The 17,411-nt window shown below is 71.5% G+C and carries 16 protein-coding genes; 7 read left to right on the forward strand and 9 right to left on the reverse strand.

Going from position 1 to position 17,411, the window contains the following annotated elements; translation table 11 throughout:
- Nucleotides 1-7 precede the first annotated feature (7 nt).
- The 3 genes from hpt to folE all read left to right on the forward strand — a co-directional run bounded on the left by hpt (nucleotide 8) and on the right by folE (nucleotide 3,533).
- Complete coding sequence (gene hpt, locus EJC51_RS27320) at nucleotides 8-568, forward strand: hypoxanthine phosphoribosyltransferase (protein ID WP_079311400.1); 561 nt, start codon at nucleotides 8-10, stop codon at nucleotides 566-568.
- 196 nt (nucleotides 569-764) lie between these two features.
- Nucleotides 765-2,804 (forward strand): ATP-dependent zinc metalloprotease FtsH, encoded by a 2,040-nt coding sequence (gene ftsH, locus EJC51_RS27325; protein ID WP_059193994.1) that lies wholly within the window; start codon nucleotides 765-767, stop codon nucleotides 2,802-2,804.
- A gap of 123 nt (nucleotides 2,805-2,927) precedes the next feature.
- The gene (gene folE, locus EJC51_RS27330; RefSeq protein WP_126273507.1) at nucleotides 2,928-3,533 is read left to right on the forward strand and encodes a GTP cyclohydrolase I FolE; all 606 of its coding nucleotides are present in this window, start codon (nucleotides 2,928-2,930) and stop codon (nucleotides 3,531-3,533) included.
- 12 nt (nucleotides 3,534-3,545) lie between these two features.
- On the opposite strand, the gene EJC51_RS27335 is transcribed toward folE, so the two are convergent.
- The 6 genes from EJC51_RS27335 to EJC51_RS27360 all read right to left on the reverse strand — a co-directional run bounded on the left by EJC51_RS27335 (nucleotide 3,546) and on the right by EJC51_RS27360 (nucleotide 8,883).
- A complete protein-coding gene (locus EJC51_RS27335) occupies nucleotides 3,546-4,031 on the reverse strand; it encodes a DUF3180 domain-containing protein (protein WP_126273508.1) in 486 nt (161 codons plus the stop codon).
- A gap of 107 nt (nucleotides 4,032-4,138) precedes the next feature.
- On the reverse strand, nucleotides 4,139-4,750 hold the full coding sequence (gene folK, locus EJC51_RS27340; RefSeq protein WP_126273509.1) for a 2-amino-4-hydroxy-6-hydroxymethyldihydropteridine diphosphokinase: 612 nt from the start codon (nucleotides 4,748-4,750) through the stop codon (nucleotides 4,139-4,141).
- Nucleotides 4,747-5,106 (reverse strand): dihydroneopterin aldolase, encoded by a 360-nt coding sequence (gene folB, locus EJC51_RS27345; RefSeq protein ID WP_059193990.1) that lies wholly within the window; start codon nucleotides 5,104-5,106, stop codon nucleotides 4,747-4,749. Before folB ends, folK begins: the two co-directional genes overlap by 4 nt.
- 338 nt (nucleotides 5,107-5,444) lie before the next feature.
- Nucleotides 5,445-5,948, reverse strand: coding sequence for a nuclear transport factor 2 family protein (locus tag EJC51_RS27350; RefSeq protein WP_126273510.1), 504 nt, complete (start codon nucleotides 5,946-5,948; stop codon nucleotides 5,445-5,447).
- The gene (gene folP, locus EJC51_RS27355) at nucleotides 5,945-6,838 is read right to left on the reverse strand and encodes a dihydropteroate synthase (protein ID WP_126273511.1); all 894 of its coding nucleotides are present in this window, start codon (nucleotides 6,836-6,838) and stop codon (nucleotides 5,945-5,947) included. Before folP ends, EJC51_RS27350 begins: the two co-directional genes overlap by 4 nt.
- 233 nt (nucleotides 6,839-7,071) lie before the next feature.
- A complete protein-coding gene (locus EJC51_RS27360; RefSeq protein WP_126273512.1) occupies nucleotides 7,072-8,883 on the reverse strand; it encodes a phosphatidylglycerol lysyltransferase domain-containing protein in 1,812 nt (603 codons plus the stop codon).
- Between the two features lie 234 nt (nucleotides 8,884-9,117).
- Here EJC51_RS27360 and EJC51_RS27365 point away from each other — a divergent pair, with 234 nt between their 5' ends.
- On the forward strand, nucleotides 9,118-10,245 hold the full coding sequence (locus tag EJC51_RS27365; protein ID WP_126273513.1) for an alpha/beta hydrolase: 1,128 nt from the start codon (nucleotides 9,118-9,120) through the stop codon (nucleotides 10,243-10,245).
- Between the two features lie 189 nt (nucleotides 10,246-10,434).
- On the forward strand, nucleotides 10,435-11,889 hold the full coding sequence (locus tag EJC51_RS27370; RefSeq protein WP_425276808.1) for a hypothetical protein: 1,455 nt from the start codon (nucleotides 10,435-10,437) through the stop codon (nucleotides 11,887-11,889).
- 103 nt (nucleotides 11,890-11,992) lie between these two features.
- Here EJC51_RS27370 and EJC51_RS27375 read toward each other — a convergent pair whose 3' ends face one another.
- Together EJC51_RS27375 and EJC51_RS27380 are read right to left on the reverse strand one after the other, a co-directional pair.
- Nucleotides 11,993-13,336: a PH domain-containing protein gene (locus EJC51_RS27375; RefSeq protein WP_126273515.1), complete on the reverse strand. Its 1,344-nt coding sequence runs from the start codon at nucleotides 13,334-13,336 to the stop codon at nucleotides 11,993-11,995.
- Nucleotides 13,333-13,836 (reverse strand): PH domain-containing protein, encoded by a 504-nt coding sequence (locus EJC51_RS27380; protein ID WP_126273516.1) that lies wholly within the window; start codon nucleotides 13,834-13,836, stop codon nucleotides 13,333-13,335. The genes EJC51_RS27375 and EJC51_RS27380 overlap by 4 nt, the downstream gene beginning before the upstream one ends.
- Before the next feature lie 31 nt (nucleotides 13,837-13,867).
- On the opposite strand from EJC51_RS27380, the gene EJC51_RS27385 reads away from it, so the two are divergent.
- A complete protein-coding gene (locus EJC51_RS27385) occupies nucleotides 13,868-15,019 on the forward strand; it encodes an NADH-quinone oxidoreductase subunit D (RefSeq protein ID WP_126273517.1) in 1,152 nt (383 codons plus the stop codon).
- Here EJC51_RS27385 and EJC51_RS27390 read toward each other — a convergent pair.
- Nucleotides 14,984-16,036, reverse strand: a complete 1,053-nt coding sequence (locus tag EJC51_RS27390) for an SAM-dependent methyltransferase (protein WP_126273518.1) — start codon at nucleotides 16,034-16,036, stop codon at nucleotides 14,984-14,986. The genes EJC51_RS27385 and EJC51_RS27390 overlap by 36 nt on opposite strands.
- Nucleotides 16,037-16,154: 118 nt before the next feature.
- Between EJC51_RS27390 and EJC51_RS27395 the strand changes: the two genes are divergently transcribed.
- A complete protein-coding gene (locus tag EJC51_RS27395; protein ID WP_126273519.1) occupies nucleotides 16,155-17,357 on the forward strand; it encodes a sensor histidine kinase in 1,203 nt (400 codons plus the stop codon).
- Nucleotides 17,358-17,411: the final 54 nt, after the last annotated feature.

Here is a 17,411-nt window from a genome sequence, read left to right on the forward strand (position 1 = left end):
GAAAGTGATGCGGGTGGACGCGAAAGACATGGGCACCGACCTCAAAGAGGTGCTCATCACCAAGGAACAGATCGACGCCAAGCTGGTTGAGCTGGCCGCGAAGATCGACGCGGAGTACGCGGGCAAGGACCTGCTCATCGTCGGCGTCCTGAAGGGCGCGGTGATGGTCATGGCCGACCTCGCGCGGGCGCTGTCCACCCCCGTCACCATGGACTGGATGGCCGTGTCGTCGTACGGCGCGGGCACCCAGTCCTCCGGTGTCGTCCGGATCCTCAAGGACCTCGACACCGACATCAAGGGCAAGCACGTCCTGATCGTCGAGGACATCATCGACTCCGGCCTGACCCTGTCGTGGCTGCTGTCCAACCTCGGCTCCCGGGAGCCGGAGTCGCTGAAGGTGTGCACCTTGCTGCGCAAGCCGGACGCCGCCAAGGTCGCCATCGACGTCGAGTGGGTCGGCTTCGACATCCCCAACGAGTTCGTCGTCGGCTACGGCCTCGACTACGCCGAGAAGTACCGCAACCTCCCGTTCGTCGGTACGCTCGCGCCTCACGTCTACGGCGGCTGAGCCGGCCTGAGGGCCGAGCGGGCCTTCTTCGTAAGACGATCGGGAACCCCGGCGGGTTTCGCGCCGTTGGAGCATGCAGACGGGCTCGTTCAGCCGTCCCGTGCGGCTTCGCGTGACGAAGCTGGGGTACCGTCAGAAGAACTGTCTTATCAAACTCACTATGGCAGGAGGGACGGGGCGACACCGCTCCGTATGGATGGACGTGAAGCGATACTTCCGTGGGCCGGTCATGTGGATCGTGCTGGCCGTCCTTGCCGTGGTCGTGTTGATGCAGGTCGTCGGCTCGTCCGGTGGGTACAAGACGGTGGACACCGGCCAGGTGGTCCAGGCGATCAATGACAACAAGGTCCAGCAGGCCAAGCTGACCACAGGCGACGAGCAGACCATCAAGGTCGAGCTCAAGGACGGCGAAAAGGTCGACGGCAGCTCGAAGATCCAGGCGAGCTACATCGGCGACCAGGGCCAGAACCTCGCCGCGACACTGCAGACCAAGTTCGAGCAGAAGCAGATTCCCGACGGGTACACCGTCTCGCCGACCAAGCAGAACGCGTTCGTCGGCATCCTGCTCTCCCTGCTTCCCTTCGTCCTCATCGTCGTCGTCTTCCTGTTCCTGATGAATCAGATGCAGGGCGGCGGCTCCCGGGTCATGAACTTCGGCAAGTCCAAGGCGAAGCTCATCACCAAGGACACCCCCAAGACGACTTTCGCGGACGTCGCCGGGTCCGACGAGGCCGTCGAGGAGCTCCACGAGATCAAGGAGTTCCTCCAGGAGCCGGCCAAGTTCCAGGCCGTCGGCGCCAAGATCCCGAAGGGCGTCCTGCTCTACGGTCCTCCCGGCACCGGCAAGACCCTGCTCGCGCGTGCCGTCGCGGGCGAGGCCGGCGTCCCGTTCTACTCGATCTCCGGTTCCGACTTCGTCGAGATGTTCGTCGGTGTAGGTGCCTCCCGAGTCCGTGACCTGTTCGAGCAGGCCAAGGCGAACGCTCCGGCGATCGTCTTCGTCGACGAGATTGACGCGGTCGGCCGCCACCGCGGCGCCGGCCTCGGCGGTGGTCACGACGAGCGTGAGCAGACCCTGAACCAGCTGCTCGTCGAGATGGACGGCTTCGACGTGAAGGGCGGCGTCATCCTGATCGCCGCCACCAACCGGCCCGACATCCTCGACCCGGCCCTCCTGCGCCCCGGCCGCTTCGACCGCCAGATCGCGGTCGACCGCCCGGACATGCAGGGCCGTCTGGAGATCCTCAAGGTTCACCAGAAGGGCAAGCCGGTCGCCCCGGACGTCGACCTGTCGGCGGTCGCCCGCCGCACGCCGGGCTTCACGGGTGCCGATCTGTCCAACGTGCTGAACGAGGCCGCGCTGCTGACGGCCCGCTCGGACAAGAAGCTGATCGACAACCAGATGCTGGACGAGGCGATCGACCGCGTCGTGGCGGGCCCGCAGAAGCGGACCCGGATCATGTCCGACAAGGAGAAGAAGATCACCGCGTACCACGAGGGCGGACACGCCCTGGTCGCGGCGGCCTCACCCAACTCCGACCCGGTCCACAAGATCACCATCCTGTCCCGCGGCCGCGCCCTGGGCTACACGATGGTCCTGCCGGACGAGGACAAGTACTCCACCACGCGCAACGAGATGCTCGACCAGCTCGCCTACATGCTGGGCGGTCGCGCGGCCGAGGAACTGGTCTTCCACGACCCGACCACGGGCGCCGCGAACGACATCGAGAAGGCCACCGCCACGGCCCGCGCGATGGTCACCCAGTACGGCATGACCGAGCGTCTCGGCGCCATCAAGTTCGGCGGCGACAACACCGAGCCGTTCCTCGGCCGTGAGATGGCCCACCAGCGCGACTACTCGGAAGAGGTCGCCGCCCTGGTGGACGAGGAAGTAAAGAAACTCATCGAGAACGCGCACAACGAGGCCTGGGAGATCCTGGTCGAGAACCGCGACGTCCTCGACAACCTCGTCCTCCAGCTGCTGGAGAAGGAGACGCTGGGCAAGGAGGAGATCGCCGAGATCTTCTCCGCGATCGTCAAGCGTCCGGCCCGGCCCGCCTGGACCGGCTCCTCCCGCCGTACGCCGTCCACCCGTCCGCCGGTGCTCTCCCCGAAGGAGCTCGCCCTGACGAACGGTGCCAACGGCGCCACCCCGGCGATCTCGACCGCCAAGGCCACGGCGGCGGAGTCCGCCCCCGTGACCGAGCCGGCCCCCGAGGACCGTCCGGAGAGCTGAGATTCCGGGCCCCGGTGGCCTCACCAGGCCCGGAATGGATGCCGCGCCCCCCAGGTTCTAGCCTGGGGGGCGCGGCGTTTTTCGGCCGTGCAGGCAGGGACACCGAGGAACGAGGCACACCAGATGACCGACCCCGTGACGCTGGACGGCGAAGGCTCCATCGGCGAGTTCGACGAGAAGCGCGCCGAGAACGCCGTCCGCGAACTGCTGATCGCGGTCGGGGAGGACCCGGACCGGGAGGGGCTCAAGGAGACGCCGGGGCGGGTGGCCCGGGCGTACAAGGAGATCTTCGCGGGGCTGTGGCAGAAGCCCGAGGACGTGCTGACGACGACGTTCGACCTGGGGCACGACGAGATGGTGCTCGTGAAGGACATCGAGGTGTACTCGACATGTGAGCATCACCTGGTGCCGTTCAGGGGCGTCGCTCACGTCGGATACATCCCGGCCACCACCGGGAAGATCACCGGTCTGTCCAAGCTGGCCCGGCTCGTGGATGTCTACGCCCGGCGTCCGCAGGTGCAGGAACGACTCACCACGCAGATAGCCGACTCCCTGATGGAGATCCTGGAGCCGCGTGGCGTGATCGTCGTCCTGGAGTGCGAGCACATGTGCATGTCGATGCGCGGTATCCGCAAGCCGGGGGCGAAGACCCTGACCTCGGCGGTGCGGGGCCAGCTGCGGGACGCGGCGACCCGCAACGAGGCGATGAGCCTCATCATGGCGCGCTGACGCCGCTGCGGGTCACGCCGCCGAGGTCGCCCCGGTGTTGTTGTCGTCGTCCTCCGGGAGCTTGCACACCCGCTCCAGGAAGATGGCGGCCGCTATCACCCCGATGCCCGCCAGGACCGAGAAGCCGGCGTAGATGGCCTGGTCGCGGCGGGCGGGGATGTCGAGGGACTCCAGCAGGAAGACGCCGGTGCCGCCGTACATGCCGGAGACCAGGGCGGCGACCAGGGCGCTGGCCTGCCCGAAGACGACGGCACGGGCCGCCATCAGCGGGTCCACGCCCTTGGCCTCGGGGCGGCGCTCGCGCTGGGCCTTGAGGCGGGAGCGGATCGACAGCGCCGTGGACAGCAGGACCACGGCGATCAGGGCCAGCACGATGGGGGCGGCCAGGGGGACGCTGGGGAGGGTCCCGATCGAGGCCCACAGGCGGGCGCCCGCCCAGGACAGGACTCCGGCGACGATGAACACGCCGGCCAGCAGCCTGATGCGCAGCTCTCTCACGGTGACCCTTCAGCTCCCCCGGATGGCAGGGACGGTGTGGTGCCCTGATCCTTGTGCCCGACGCTCGTGCTCTGACCTTAACGAGCCCGTGCTCTTGACCTTAACGACTATTCGGGCAGCCGGAGTTCCAGGTCCTTGCGGGCTTCCACGCCGTCCCGGGTGACCTCGGCCAGGAGGCCGGAGACGGGGCCGCGGCCGGGGAGCTGGGCTTGCGGGTCCACGTCGTGCCACGGCGCCAGGACGAACGCGCGTTCGTGGGCGCGCGGGTGGGGGAGGGTGAGCGTCGGGTCGTCGGAGACGACGTCGGCGTACGCCACGATGTCGACGTCCAGCGTGCGCGCGCCCCAGCGCTCGTCCCGGACGCGGTGGAAGGCCTCCTCGACCGCGTGGGCCCGCTCCAGCAGGGACGACGGGGGCAGCGTCGTCTTCACGACGACCACCGCGTTGAAGTACGACGGCTGGCTGCCCGGCTCGACGCCCCACGGCTCGGTCTCGTACACCGGCGAGACGGCCTTCACGCGGACGCCGGGGGTGTCCTCCAGCGCGTCGATGGCGCCCTGGAGGGTCTCCAGGCGGTTGCCCAGGTTGGAGCCGAGGGAGATCACCGCGCGTTTCGGGTTGTGCAGGGTGGTGTCGGCGGCGTCCACCTGCTGGACGACGGAGGCGGGCACCGGCTGGACGGTCGGGTCGCTCGGGCCCGTGGCGAAGGACGCGGTCATACTCGGCTCCGGGTGATGGTGATCGTCACGTCGTCGAAGGGGACCGTGATCGGCGCGTCCGGTTTGTGGACGGTGACCTCGACCTCCTCCACCCCCTCGTGCTTCAGGCAGGTCTGGGCGATGCGCTCGGCGAGGGTCTCGATGAGGTTCACCGGCTCGCCCTCGACGACGGCCACGACCTCCTCCGCCACGATGCCGTAGTGCGCGGTCTTCGCCAGGTCGTCGTCGGCGGCGGCCGGCCGGGTGTCCAGGCCCAGGACGAGGTCCACGATGAAGGTCTGGCCCTCTTCGCGTTCCTTGGGGAACACACCGTGGTGCCCGCGGGCCTTCAGGCCGCGCAGCGCGACACGATCCACGCGAATCACTCCTGCAATCGTCGGTAATGGCCGGTTCGTGCCGAGTGCGGGCGGCACCCCGGCCTCGAACGAATCTACCTGCGGGCACTGACAGCACCGGGCCACGGGGGCGTGGGGCCGGGCCGGGGCCAGAAGGTTTCACGGTGTGTTTCCCCTGGGGAACCCGGCGGCTCACGGGTTGATAGCCGCCCCTACCCAAGGGGTGGTGATTCCAACCACTTCTTGGTCCCTGTGGGCGGTTCCGGTGGGTCGTCGGTGGGCCTGCGCTGGGTCTCCGGTCGGTCTGCGGTGGGTCTGCGGTGGGCCTCCGGTGGGTGGCCTGTGGTGCGCCTACCCACTCAGGAGGGGGTGTCGTCTCCTTCGGCCTCGTCGTTTTCGGCCAGAACGGGGGAGGCGTGGTGGGACCAGAGTTTCCAGCCGGACGGAGTGCGGTGGAACACGTTGGTGGCGACCACCAGCTGGCCGACGAGCGGGCCGAGCTCCTCGCCGCCTTCGGGGGCGGGCCCGCCGCTGAGGATGTTCTCGGTGCAGGTCACCAGGGCGGTGTCGCCGGTGACGGAGACATGCACGTCGGTCAGGAAGAACTGGATGTAGTCGGTGTTCGCCATGATCAGGGCGTACGACCGCAGGACCTCGCCGCGACCGGTGAGCACGGGCCAGCCGGGGTGCACGCAGGAGATCACGCCGGCGTCGGCGGGGTCGTGGTACTCCTCGTCGACGCCCAGGTCGGCCGGGGTGAGCCAGAGCGAGGAGAGCTCCTCGAAGTCGCCGCGCTCCATCGCCTCGTAGTAGGCGGTGTTGGCGGCTTCCACCTGCTCGACGTCGGTGTGGGGGGCGCTCACCGGGCTCCTTCTGCGCCGTTGCCCGCTGCGCGCGCCCCTTCCACGGCGCGTGCGACCCGTACCGCGTCCGCCGTCGCGCGGACCTCGTGCACGCGCACCGCCCATGCGCCGGCGTGCGCCGCGAGCGCGGAGACGGCGGCCGTGGCGGCGTCCCGCTCGCGGGCGGGCGGGGGCGCCGCCTCCGGGCCGGCGGCGAGCACGCGGCCGAGGAAGCGCTTGCGGGAGGCGGCGACGAGCAGCGGGTGGCCGAGGGTGAGCAGGCGGTCGAGGTGGGCGAGCAGGACGAGGTCGTGCTCGGCGTCCTTGGAGAAGCCGAGGCCGGGGTCGACGACGATGCGGTCGGGGGAGACGCCGCCCGCGAGGACGGCCTCCACGCGCGCGTGCAGTTCGTCGACGACCTCGGTGACGACGTCGTCGTAGACGCCCTTGACGTTGCCGCCCTCCAGGAAGCCGCGCCAGTGCATGACGACGAAGGGGGCGCCCGCCTCGGCGACGACCGGGATCATCGCGGGGTCGGCGAGGCCGCCGCTGACGTCGTTGACGAGGGCGGCGCCGGCGGCGAGGGACTGGGCGGCGACGGAGGCGCGCATGGTGTCGACGGAGACGGTGACGCCTTCGGCGGCGAGGCCGCGGACGACCGGGATGACGCGCTTGAGCTCTTCGGCCTCGTCGACGCGGGTGGCGCCGGGGCGGGTGGACTCGCCGCCGACGTCGACCAGGTCGGCGCCCTCGGCGACCAGGGCGAGGCCGTGCTTGACGGCGGCTGCCGTGTCGAACCAGCGGCCGCCGTCGGAGAAGGAGTCGGGCGTGACGTTCACGACTCCTATGACCGCGCAGCGGTCCCATGCCGGTAGACCGACGACGCGCCCGCGTCCGCTCTGCTTGCTCATACGTTCAGCGTAGGCCCCGTGGGGAGCCGTACCGGCGTGCGGCCCGAGCGGAAGCCCCCGGGCTGGAGGAGGGGTGGGGCTTCCGCTCGGGCCAGTCCTCGGGCGGCTCCGGGGTGCTCGGGGCAGGCCGGTCCTTGGGTGGCTCCGGGCCGCTCTGGGTCACGCCGGTCCTTGGGCGGCTTCGGGCCGCTCGGGGTCACGCCGGTCCTTGGGCGGCTCCGGGCCGCTCGGGGTCACGCCGCGCGGACGTCTCTTTCCGCCACGGAGTGGGCGCACGCGCGCGGGGCGGTCCGGCGGCGGCGCAGGAAGCGCGGCAGGGGGAGGGCGAGGTTCACGAAGCCCTCGGCCTGCATGGCGGCGAAGCCGATGCGGGGCAGGTCGCCGGAGGCGCGGTAGACGACGAAGCGGGGCTCCCAGCGGGGCTGGAACTTGGCGTTGAACTTGTACAGCGACTCGATCTGGAACCAGCGCGAGAGGAACACCAGCAGCCCGCGCCAGGCGCGCAGCACCGGTCCCGCGCCGATCTTCTCGCCGCGCGCGAGGGCGGAGCGGAACATGGCGAAGTTGAGGGACACGCGCGTGATGCCGAACTTCGGGGCGGCCTGGAGCGCGGCCACGATGAGCAGTTCGTTCATGCCGGGGTCGGCCGAGCGGTCGCGGCGCATCAGGTCCAGCGAGGCGCCGTCGTGTCCCCAGGGCACGAAGTGCAGGATCGCCTTCAGGTCGCCGTACTCGCCCGGCTGTTCGTCGGCCTTGTGGGCGGTGGCGATCAGGCAGTCGCCGTCGGCGAGGTCGCCGATGCGGCCCAGCGCCATGGAGAAGCCGCGCTCGGTGTCGGTGCCGCGCCAGTCGTCGGCGGCCCGGCGGATGCGTTCGAGCTCGGCGTCGCCGAGGTCACGGACGCGCCGTACGCGGGTCTCGTAACCCGCGCGCTCGATGCGCTTGACCATCTGGCGCACGTTGCGCATCGCGCGCCCGGCCAGGGAGAAATCCGCGACGTCCACCACCGCCTCGTCGCCCAGTTCGAGGGCGTCCAGGCCGGTCTCGCGGGTCCACACCTCGCCTCCGGTCTCCGAGCAGCCCATGACGGCGGGCGTCCAGGAGTGGGCCTGGGCCTCGTCCATGAAGCGCTCGATGGCGCCCGGCCAGGCCTCTACGTCGCCGATCGGGTCGCCGCTGGCGAGCATGACGCCGGAGACGACGCGGTAGGTCACCGCGGCCTTGCCGCTGGGGGAGAAGACGACGGCCTTGTCACGGCGCAGCGCGAAGTGGCCGAGCGAGTCGCGGCCGCCGTGCTTCTCCAGGAGGGCCCTGAGACGGGCCTCGTCGTCCTCGGTGAGGCGCGCGGCGGGGTGTTCGGGGCGGAAGGCCAGGTAGATCGTCGTGATGGCCGTGAGCAGCCCCAGGGCGCCCAGGGAGAAGGCGACCGTCCAGGAGGTGTTGCCCTGGTAGTCGACCGGGCCCTCGAAGCCGAACAGGCCGTACAGGACGTGCGTAATGCGATCGGCCAGGCTCGGGTCGCCGACCAGCGTCTTGGGGTGGACGCTGACGATGACCAGTCCGAGGAGGAGGGAACCGGCGCCCATGAGGACGAAGTTGGCCAGCGCGCGCCAGCGGCTGCGCGGGTCGGGCAGCGCCTTGAACTGGTCGCGGTGGATCAGCAGCGGCGCGAGCAGCGCGAGCGAGATGAGCACGCCCACCGGGGAGTGGCGGTACGTGAACTGCGCCACCGCGCCGACCGGCAGCAGGACCACGGCGGCCCGCCAGGCCCGCCGCTTGCGGCGCCGGAGGCCGTGCGCCAGCAGGAGCAGCAGTACGCCCGCGCTCAGCGCGAGCGCCGCGGCGAACGGGCCGAGCGCGCCCGGCAGCACCTCGGCCAGGGTGTGCATACGGCTGTGACGGAAGCGCGGGAACACGCCCGCGGCAATGTCCAGAAGCCCCACCACCGCGCATGCTCTGGCGACCAGGACCGGGACGGCCTCAGGGCGCGGGCCACGCGGTACGCGCCGCACACGCGGTGATCGGCTCGGAACCCCGCCCGACATTTCCTCATCTGTCCTGACAGACATCGCATCCCGTAGTTCTGCGAGAGACCTGGATCCGGTGCCCGTTTCGGGCATCCGGCGACATTGCGCCCTCTAGGACGGTGTCTCGGGGAGAGAGGTTCACTCACTTCCTCAAAGCCGGTTCAAAGGCCGGGAAAAGGGCCGGACAAGCCCTCGCGAAGATCCGCGGGAGGCGCGTCGGCACGGGGAGAAAGCGCAGGCAGGAAGCAAACCATGGGTCTCACGAGCAACACCGTGCTGGTACTGGCGATCGCGTCGGCCGTGGCTCTGTTCGTCGGCACGGTATGGCTGTGGCCACGGCTGGCGCGGCGCGGCTGGCGGGCCGTCAGCGGGCGCGTGGGGCTGCTGTTCGCGACCCAGCTGGCGCTGTTCGCGGCGCTCGGCCTCGGCGCCAACCAGTCCTTCGGGTTCTACGCGAGCTGGGCCGACCTGTTCGGGCAGGAGGACGAGCAGGGCGTCGTCATAGACCACACGGCGAACCGCGGCTCGGGCGGCCCGCTCCAGGTGACGGACGTACGACGGGTCAAGGAGACCGGCAGCGGGCGGCCACAGCGCGGCGGCCAGATCCAGAAGGTCGACATCGTGGGCCGTACGACGCACATCGCGACGTCCGCGTTCGTGTACCTGCCGCCGGAGTACTTCCAGCCGCAGTACCGCACGCGCACGTTCCCCGCGGCCGTGGTCCTCACCGGATATCCGGGCACCGCGCAGGCGCTGGTCGACAAACTGCACTACCCGAGCACGGCGTTGGAGCTCGCCAAGGACGGCCGTATGCAGCCGATGATCCTGGTGATGCTGCGGCCGACCGTGGCGCCGCCGCGGGACACGGAGTGCGTCGACATTCCGAACGGACCGCAGACGGAGTCGTTCTTCGCCAAAGATCTGCCGGACGCCGTACTCGCGCACTACCGGGTCGGGAAGAAGCCGGGCAGCTGGGGCGTCATCGGCGACTCCACGGGCGGGTACTGCGCGCTGAAGCTCGCCATGCACCACGCGGAGGTGTACGCCGCCGGGGCGGGCCTTTCGCCGTACTACAAGGCGCCGATCGACCCCACCACGGGCGATCTCTTCCAGGGGAACGAGGAACTCCGCAATCGCGCCGACCTGTGGTGGTACCTCAAGCACGAGCCGGCGCCCGACACCTCACTGCTCGTCAGCAGCAGCAAGGTGGGCGAGTCGAACTACAAGGACACCCTGGAGTTCATAGAGCGCGTCAAGGCGACCGACCGGACCCGTATCTCGTCGATCATCCTCGAAAGCGGCGGGCACAACTTCAACACCTGGCGGCGGGAGATTCCGGCGACCTTGCAGTGGATCAGCGGGCGGTTGAGCGACCGGTGAGACCAGAAATGATCTTGAGGTTCGGGGGTCGCGGGAGTTCCCGTTGTCGAATTCGGTGGCCGGTCTGATTCCTGATGTCGTGTGAAGGCCTCGGGATGGCTGTGTTTTTACGGGCCGGGGCACCACGATTCGCCTACGCGCGGTAAGTTTCTGGCCATGCCACGTGGACGTCACCGCCATTCACCGCCCTTGCACAGGCTGCTCCCCCCGTCGGCGATCGCGGGCGTCTCGCTCGTCTGCGCTTTCGGCCCCTGGGTGTTCTCGCAACAGGCCGTGCTGCGTGTCATCGCCGCGAGCGCCGCGGCGACGGCGGTGGTCGGCGCCGCCGTCATGCGCCGCTGGGACGCGCAGGCCGGCAAGCAGGTCGCCGACCTCACGCGCGCGCGTGCCAGCGACGAGTGGCGGTTCGAGGAGCGGGTCGCCGAACTGGAGGCCGACCTCGAGGAGTCGCGCGAGCTGCGCGCCAAGCTGGAGCAGCGGCTGCGGGCCAAGCGCTCCGAACTGGCGGGCCTGCGCAACGAGCACGCGGCACTGCTGCGCCGGTACGCCACGGCGGAGACCGAGCGCGCGAGCGCCCTGGAGGGCCGCCGGCTGCTCGAGATAGAGACCGCGGTTCCGGCACGCGAGCTGCCGCCCGTGTCGGTGCCGGCTCCCGCCGGCGGCGTCGAGGAGACCGAGGCTGTGGCTGCCCCGGTCGAGGACGCGGACGTGGACGCGGATGTGGACGTGGAGAGTGCGGAGGCCGCCGACGACAAGCCGGAGACCCCCGCGATCTTCTCGCCGGAGGGTTCGCAGTTGTTCCTGCGGGCGAAGGTGGCGCTGGCGCGGCTCGACGCGGAGGACGCGGGGGCTGCCGGCAAGGGGGACGAGGTGTCCGGCGACGCCGATGACGCCGATGACTCGGCTGCCGATGTAGCTGCCGCTGCCGCTGCCGCTGCCGCTGCCGACGCCGGTGACTCGGTGAAGGGCGACGAGGCTCCCGAGGAGGCCACCGCCGCCGTCGGCGCCAACGACGTCACCGAGGTCACTGAGGCGGCCTCCCGGGACGTCTCCAAGGAGGCTCCCCAGGGCGAGGGTTCGCCCAAGGACGCCGGTTCCCCGAAGGGGGACGGCACGCCGGACGGCGACGGCGGTCCCAAGGGCGACGGTCCCGCGAGGAGCGTGCCGGCCCAGACCGGCCCGGTCGCCGCCGAGGTCGCCGCCCCCGGCGACTCCGCAGCGGAGGCCGCGCAGGAGGACGAGGCGCAGGGGCAGCCCGCGGCGGCCGACGGGCATGAGCGCGCGGCCGCCGTCACCAGCACCGCGGCCAAGCCGGGCCAGCCCGTGCAGCAGCCCTCCGGACACTTCGTCGCGCCGACCGCGGTGGCCGTCGTACCGGCCGCGCCCGTGCGGCGCCCGGCGGTCGAGGGCGGCTTCGACTTCTTCGGCACCCAGAAGGCGTCCGCCGCCTTCGAGGCGGTGCAGAACGAGGACCTCGCCGACGTGGTGGGCCAGGAGGCGCTGGCCCTCCACAAGGCCGAGGCCGAGTCGGAGTTCAAGCCGGCCGACGAGGAGTCGCGCGGCGCCGGTCAGGTCATCGACCTGACGGCCCATGACGAGACGGAGCAGATCGACCTTCAGGGGCTGCGGAGCGCGGTGTCCTGAGCGACTTGGCTGACTGCGAGGCCGCGTGGTTCCCGGGTGGGGACGCGCGGCCTCGCTGTTTTCGTCTGCGCGCGCGGCTTTCGTCTGTCAGCGCCCGCCGCCGTCAGGCCATCCAGCGGTCCGGCAGCGCGTCGCGGCGTCCCGTGCGGGAGCGTTCGGCCTGCGAGCGGAGCAGCTCGGCGGCCTCCTCCGCGTCCCGCAGACGGGCCGTGACGGTCTTGCCGGCCCCCGTGTCCACATGGACGTCGGCGAGCCGCCACAGGCGCTGCCAGGGCCCTTGCACGAGCCGTACGCTCTGCACCTTGGCGTGCGGGACCAGTGCGAGGCTGCGCCTGAGGAGTCCCTCCCGGGACGCGAACACCGCGTCGGTGACGGCGAGTCCGTAACCGCGCCACCACAGCGGCACGCACCGCCCCGCACGCCGCGGCGGCCGGGACAGGGCGTCCGGCGGCGGCACCGTCACCCCGGGCAGCACGCGCGCGACGACCGCCTCGGCGACCGCGCGCGGAGCGACCGGCACCAGCACCGAGTTGGACGACCCGGCCACGTCCAGCTCCACCCGCACCCAGCCGCGCCGCCGCCACAGCAGCGGCTGCACGATCCGCACGGTCTGCACCCGCCCCGGCGGCACCGTCTCGTGCGTGCGGTCCAGGAGCCCGTGGTCGATCCGCAGCCCGTCCGGCGACTCGCCCACGGTCCAGTCGTACTCGCCGACGAACCGCCCCACGCTGCTGGCGCCCGCCGCGCCGAGCAGGGGCACGCCGGTCGCGAGAACCGTCCACAGGCTGTGGGTGGCGAACCACAGGACGGGCGGTACGACGAGGGCGGCGACCAGCGCGCCCCAGGTGGCGCCGGTGAGCGCGAGGGCGATCGCGAGGTCACGTGGGGGCGTGCGCAGCAGCTCGCGCGCCGGCGCTTCACCGACTTCGTGCGCGGTCTCGGGCGCGAACCCGGCGGCGCGCGCGAGGAGTTCCGCGCGCAGCGCACGCGCCTCGCGCTCCCCGAGGAAGGCGAGTTCGTCCTTCTTGTCGGCGCCTATGACGTCCAGTTTCAGCTTGGCGACGCCCGCCACGCGCGCGAGGAGCGGCTGGGTGACGTCGACGGCCTGGATGCGCTCCAGCCGGATGTGCACGGTGCGCCGGAACACCAGCCCGGTACGGATGCGCAGTTCGGACTCGGTGACCGCGAAGTGGGTGGACCACCAGGTGAGGAAGCCGTAGAGGGCGGCGGCCGGGACCAGGACGGCGAGCGCGATCAGCAGGGTCGTGGTCGTCAGCCGGGTCAGCTGGCGCTGCGCCTGGTCGGGGTCGTGCACCGCCCAGCCGATGAGTACCGCGACGGGCGCCCACGCCCGCCTGAGCGGCGTCACGGGGTGCAGCCGCTGTTCGGTCACCGGCGGCTTCGCCCGCAGCTCGGGCACGCCGTCGTCGAGGCCCGGCGTCGTCACAGGCCCGCCGATCGGGCCTCGCCGAGCTCGGTGAGCCGGTCGCGCAGCCGTTCCGCCTCGGCCGGGTCGAGGCCGGGGATGGTCGCGTCGGTCGCGGCGGCGGCCGTGTGCAGCTGGACGCTGGCGAGCCCGAAGTGGCGCTCCACGGGGCCGGAGGTGACCTCGACGAGCTGCATCCGCCCGTACGGCACGACCGTCTCCTCGCGCCACAGCACGCCCCGGCTGATCAGCAGGTCGTCCGCGCGCTCGGCGTAGCGCCAAGAAGCCCAGTTGCGCCCGAGCATCACCCACCCCCAGGCGATGGCGGCGACCGGCAGCAGCGCGATCGCGGCCCACGGCCACCCGGCGAACAGCCCGAGCAGCCCACCCAGCGCGAGGGCGATCAGCCCCAGCCACACCACCAGCAACAGCCGTCGCATCCGCAGCAGCCCCGGGGGCAGCCCGATCCACACCGGCTCACCCGCCGCCGACTCCGTTTCCTGCCCGCTCCCCGTCTCCATAGGGCCAGCGTACGTAGGAGAGACTGTGTCCATGACTCCCACGACGGAGACCACGGTCGGTATCGGCGGCGCCGCGGAGAGCACCGACATGGTGCTCAACATCGGGCCCCAGCACCCGTCGACGCACGGTGTGCTGCGCCTCAGGCTCGTCCTGGACGGCGAGCGGATCCAGCACGCGGAGCCGGTGATCGGCTATATGCACCGCGGCGCGGAGAAGCTCTTCGAGGCGCGCGACTACCGCCAGATCATCATGCTCGCCAACCGCCACGACTGGCTGTCGGCCTTCTCCAACGAGCTGGGCGTGGTCCTCGCCGTCGAGCGCATGCTGGGCATGGAGGTGCCCACGCGCGCGGTGTGGACGCGCACGCTCCTCGCCGAGCTCAACCGGGTGCTCAACCACCTGATGTTCCTCGGCTCGTATCCGCTGGAGCTCGGCGGCATCACGCCGGTCTTCTACGCGTTCCGGGAGCGCGAGGTCCTTCAGAACGTCATGGAGGAGGTCTCCGGCGGGCGCATGCACTACATGTTCAACCGTGTCGGCGGCCTCAAGGAGGACCTCCCGGCCGGCTGGGCGGGACGCGCGCGTGCCGCTGTCGCCGCCGTGCGCTCGCGCATGGACGTGTACGACGACCTGGTGCTCGGCAACGAGATCTTCCGGGGGCGCACCCGGGGCGTGGGCGCGCTCGCGCCGCAGACCGTGCACGCGTACGGCGTGAGCGGGCCCATCGCGCGCGCCTCCGGCGTCGACTTCGACCTGCGTCGCGACGAGCCCTATCTCGCCTACGGCGAGCTCCAGGACACCCTGAAGGTGGCCACCCGGACCGAGGGCGACTGCCTGGCCCGCTTCGAGGTCCTCCTGGAGCAGACCCACAACTCCCTCGACCTCGCCGACGCCTGCCTCGACCGGCTCGCCGGGCTGGAGCCCGGCCCGATCAACCAGCGGCTCCCGAAGGTCCTGAAGGCGCCCGAGGGCCACACCTACGCGTGGACCGAGAACCCGCTCGGCATCAACGGCTACTACCTCGTCAGCAAGGGCGAGAAGACGCCGTACCGCCTCAAGCTGCGCTCGGCGTCGTACAACAACATCCAGGCGCTGGTGGAACTGCTGCCGGGGACGCTGGTCGCCGACATGGTGGCGATCCTGGGGTCACTGTTCTTCGTGGTCGGGGACATCGACAAGTAGGTCGCCCAGGGACGCGCTCTCGATGCCGACCGGTTGCAGCAGCCAGCCGAAGTCGCCGAGGCCGCCGGATGCGGTGAGTTCGGCGGCTTCACCGGCGCTCGCGAGGGCGCGTACGTAGGCCGCGGGTTGTGTGGTCGCGAGTGAGAGCGGGGGGCGTGCGCCTGCGACCCCCAAGGCGCGCAGGGCGGCGCGCTGCGTCAGTACGCGCCCCCCGGGCACGCCGCACGCCTCCAGCGCGGCGTCCAGAGCGGAGTCCAGCGCGACGTGCGCCGTGACGTCGCACGACCCGTCCGGCACGGGCGCCGTCTCGCGCCCCGCGCGGAACCCGGTCAGCGACCCGAACAGGGGGCGCGCGTCCACGGTGTGCGCGTAGTCGACCGCCACCGCGAGCCCCCGCGCCACCGCCCCGACCGCCTCGGCCCACGCCTCGTCCCGGGGCAGCCCGACCTCCGCCCGCAGCCCCTCCTCGGCCGGCAGCGGCCACCACCGCGCGAGCCACTCCGCCTCCGCACCGGACAGCGGCTCCCCGAGCCGCTCGGTCCCGTCACGCCGGACGAGCACCCGGCGCGCGACCCCCGAGGCGTCCACCTCGGCGATCTCCACCGGCACGTTGTCGAGCCACTCGTTGGCGAACAGCAGCCCGGTGATCCCGCGCGGGGGCTTCGGCCGCCACTCGATCCGGTGGTCGAGGCCGGGGGGGCGGTCGGCGAGCTCGACGGCGCACGCGCGCGTGCGGGCCGCGACGTCCGCGGGCAGCGCGGCGAGGACCCCGGTGACCAGCTCGCCCCGGCCGGCCGCCACGTCGACGAAGTCGAGCACCGGGGGCCGGCCCAGGGCCTCGTCGACCCGGCACAGCAGCCGGGCCACGGCGGCGGCGAACAGCGGCGACGCGTGGACGGACGTACGGAAGTGACCCGCCGGGCCCTCGGGGCGGCGGTAGAAGCCGTCAGGGCCGTACAGGGCGGCCTCCGTGGCCGCCCGCCAGCCGCGCCACTCCTCCGCAGTCCCGTCCGTCACGGCGCCAGACTATGCGCACAGGGGAGCGGAGCCTCCACCTTGGGGAGTAGGCGGGGGGCGCATGGATCGACCCTCCGGTTGACCCCTGCACCTATCACGCTTCCCTACGCTGGGTTACGTGCAGCGCCTCTATGACTTCCTCCGCAGGCACCCGACATGGGTCGACGGCTTCTGGGCCGTCTTCCTGTTCGGGATCTCGGTCGTGTTCGAAGTCGCCGAGCAGTCGGACGAGGGGACCGACGCAGAGGCCGCGGTCATCCCCATCGTCCTCCTGCTGTGCGTGGTGATCGCGCTGCGCCGGCGCATGCCGGAGAAGATGCTGCTCCTGGCCATCGCCATCGGCGTCGCCCAACTGCTGACGGACGTGCCCACGACGCCGGGTGACTTCGCGTTCCTGGTCATCGTCTACACCGTCGCCGCGACCGGCGCCCGCTGGGCGTCCCGGCTCGCGCTCGCCATGGGCCTGAGCGCGGCGTGCGTGGCGCATCTGCGGTGGTGGAACCACGACGCGAGCGCCCTGGCCAACGCGGCGCTCATCGTGTTCCAGACGGTGCCGTTCGCGCTGGCCTGGGTGCTCGGCGACTCGATGCGCACCCGTCGCGCCTACTTCGCGCAGCTGGAGGAGCGCGCGAGCCGGCTCGAGAAGGAGCGCGAGGCGCAGGCGAAGGTCGCGGTCGCCGCCGAACGCGCCCGCATCGCGCGCGAGCTCCACGACGTGGTCGCGCACAACGTCTCGGTGATGGTCGTGCAGGCCGACGGCGCCGCGTACGTCCTCGACGCCGCGCCCGACCAGGCGAAGAAGGCCCTGGAGACGATCTCCTCCACCGGCCGCCAGGCCCTCGCCGAGATGCGCCGCCTGCTGGGCGTGCTGCGCACCGGCGAGCACCAGGAGGTCGGGGAGTACGTCCCGCAGCCCGACGTCGAGCAGATCGACGACCTGGTCGAGCAGTGCCGCACCTCCGGCCTGCCGGTCGACTTCAAGGTGGAGGGCACCCCGCGCCCGCTGCCCAGCGGCGTCGAGCTGACGGCGTACCGCATCGTGCAGGAGGCGCTCACCAACACCCGCAAGCACGGCGGGCCCAACGCGGGCGCGAGCGTGCGCCTGGTGTACTTCGACGACGGGCTCGGTCTGCTGGTCGAGGACGACGGCAAGGGCGCGCCGCACGAGCTGTACGAGGACGGCGGCGCCGACGGCCAGGGACACGGCCTGATCGGGATGCGCGAGCGCGTCGGTATGGTCGGCGGCACCCTGGATGCGGGACCGCGGCCGGGCGGAGGATTCCGTATCAGCGCGCTGCTCCCGCTGAAACCGGTGCACTGACGCCGACGCACGCCCCCTGTTGACACCTGTAACACCCCTGCCGACGCAACCAGA

Origin of the sequence: Streptomyces aquilus (genome assembly GCF_003955715.1) — a bacterium.
Classification (GTDB): Bacteria; Actinomycetota; Actinomycetes; order Streptomycetales; family Streptomycetaceae; genus Streptomyces; species Streptomyces aquilus.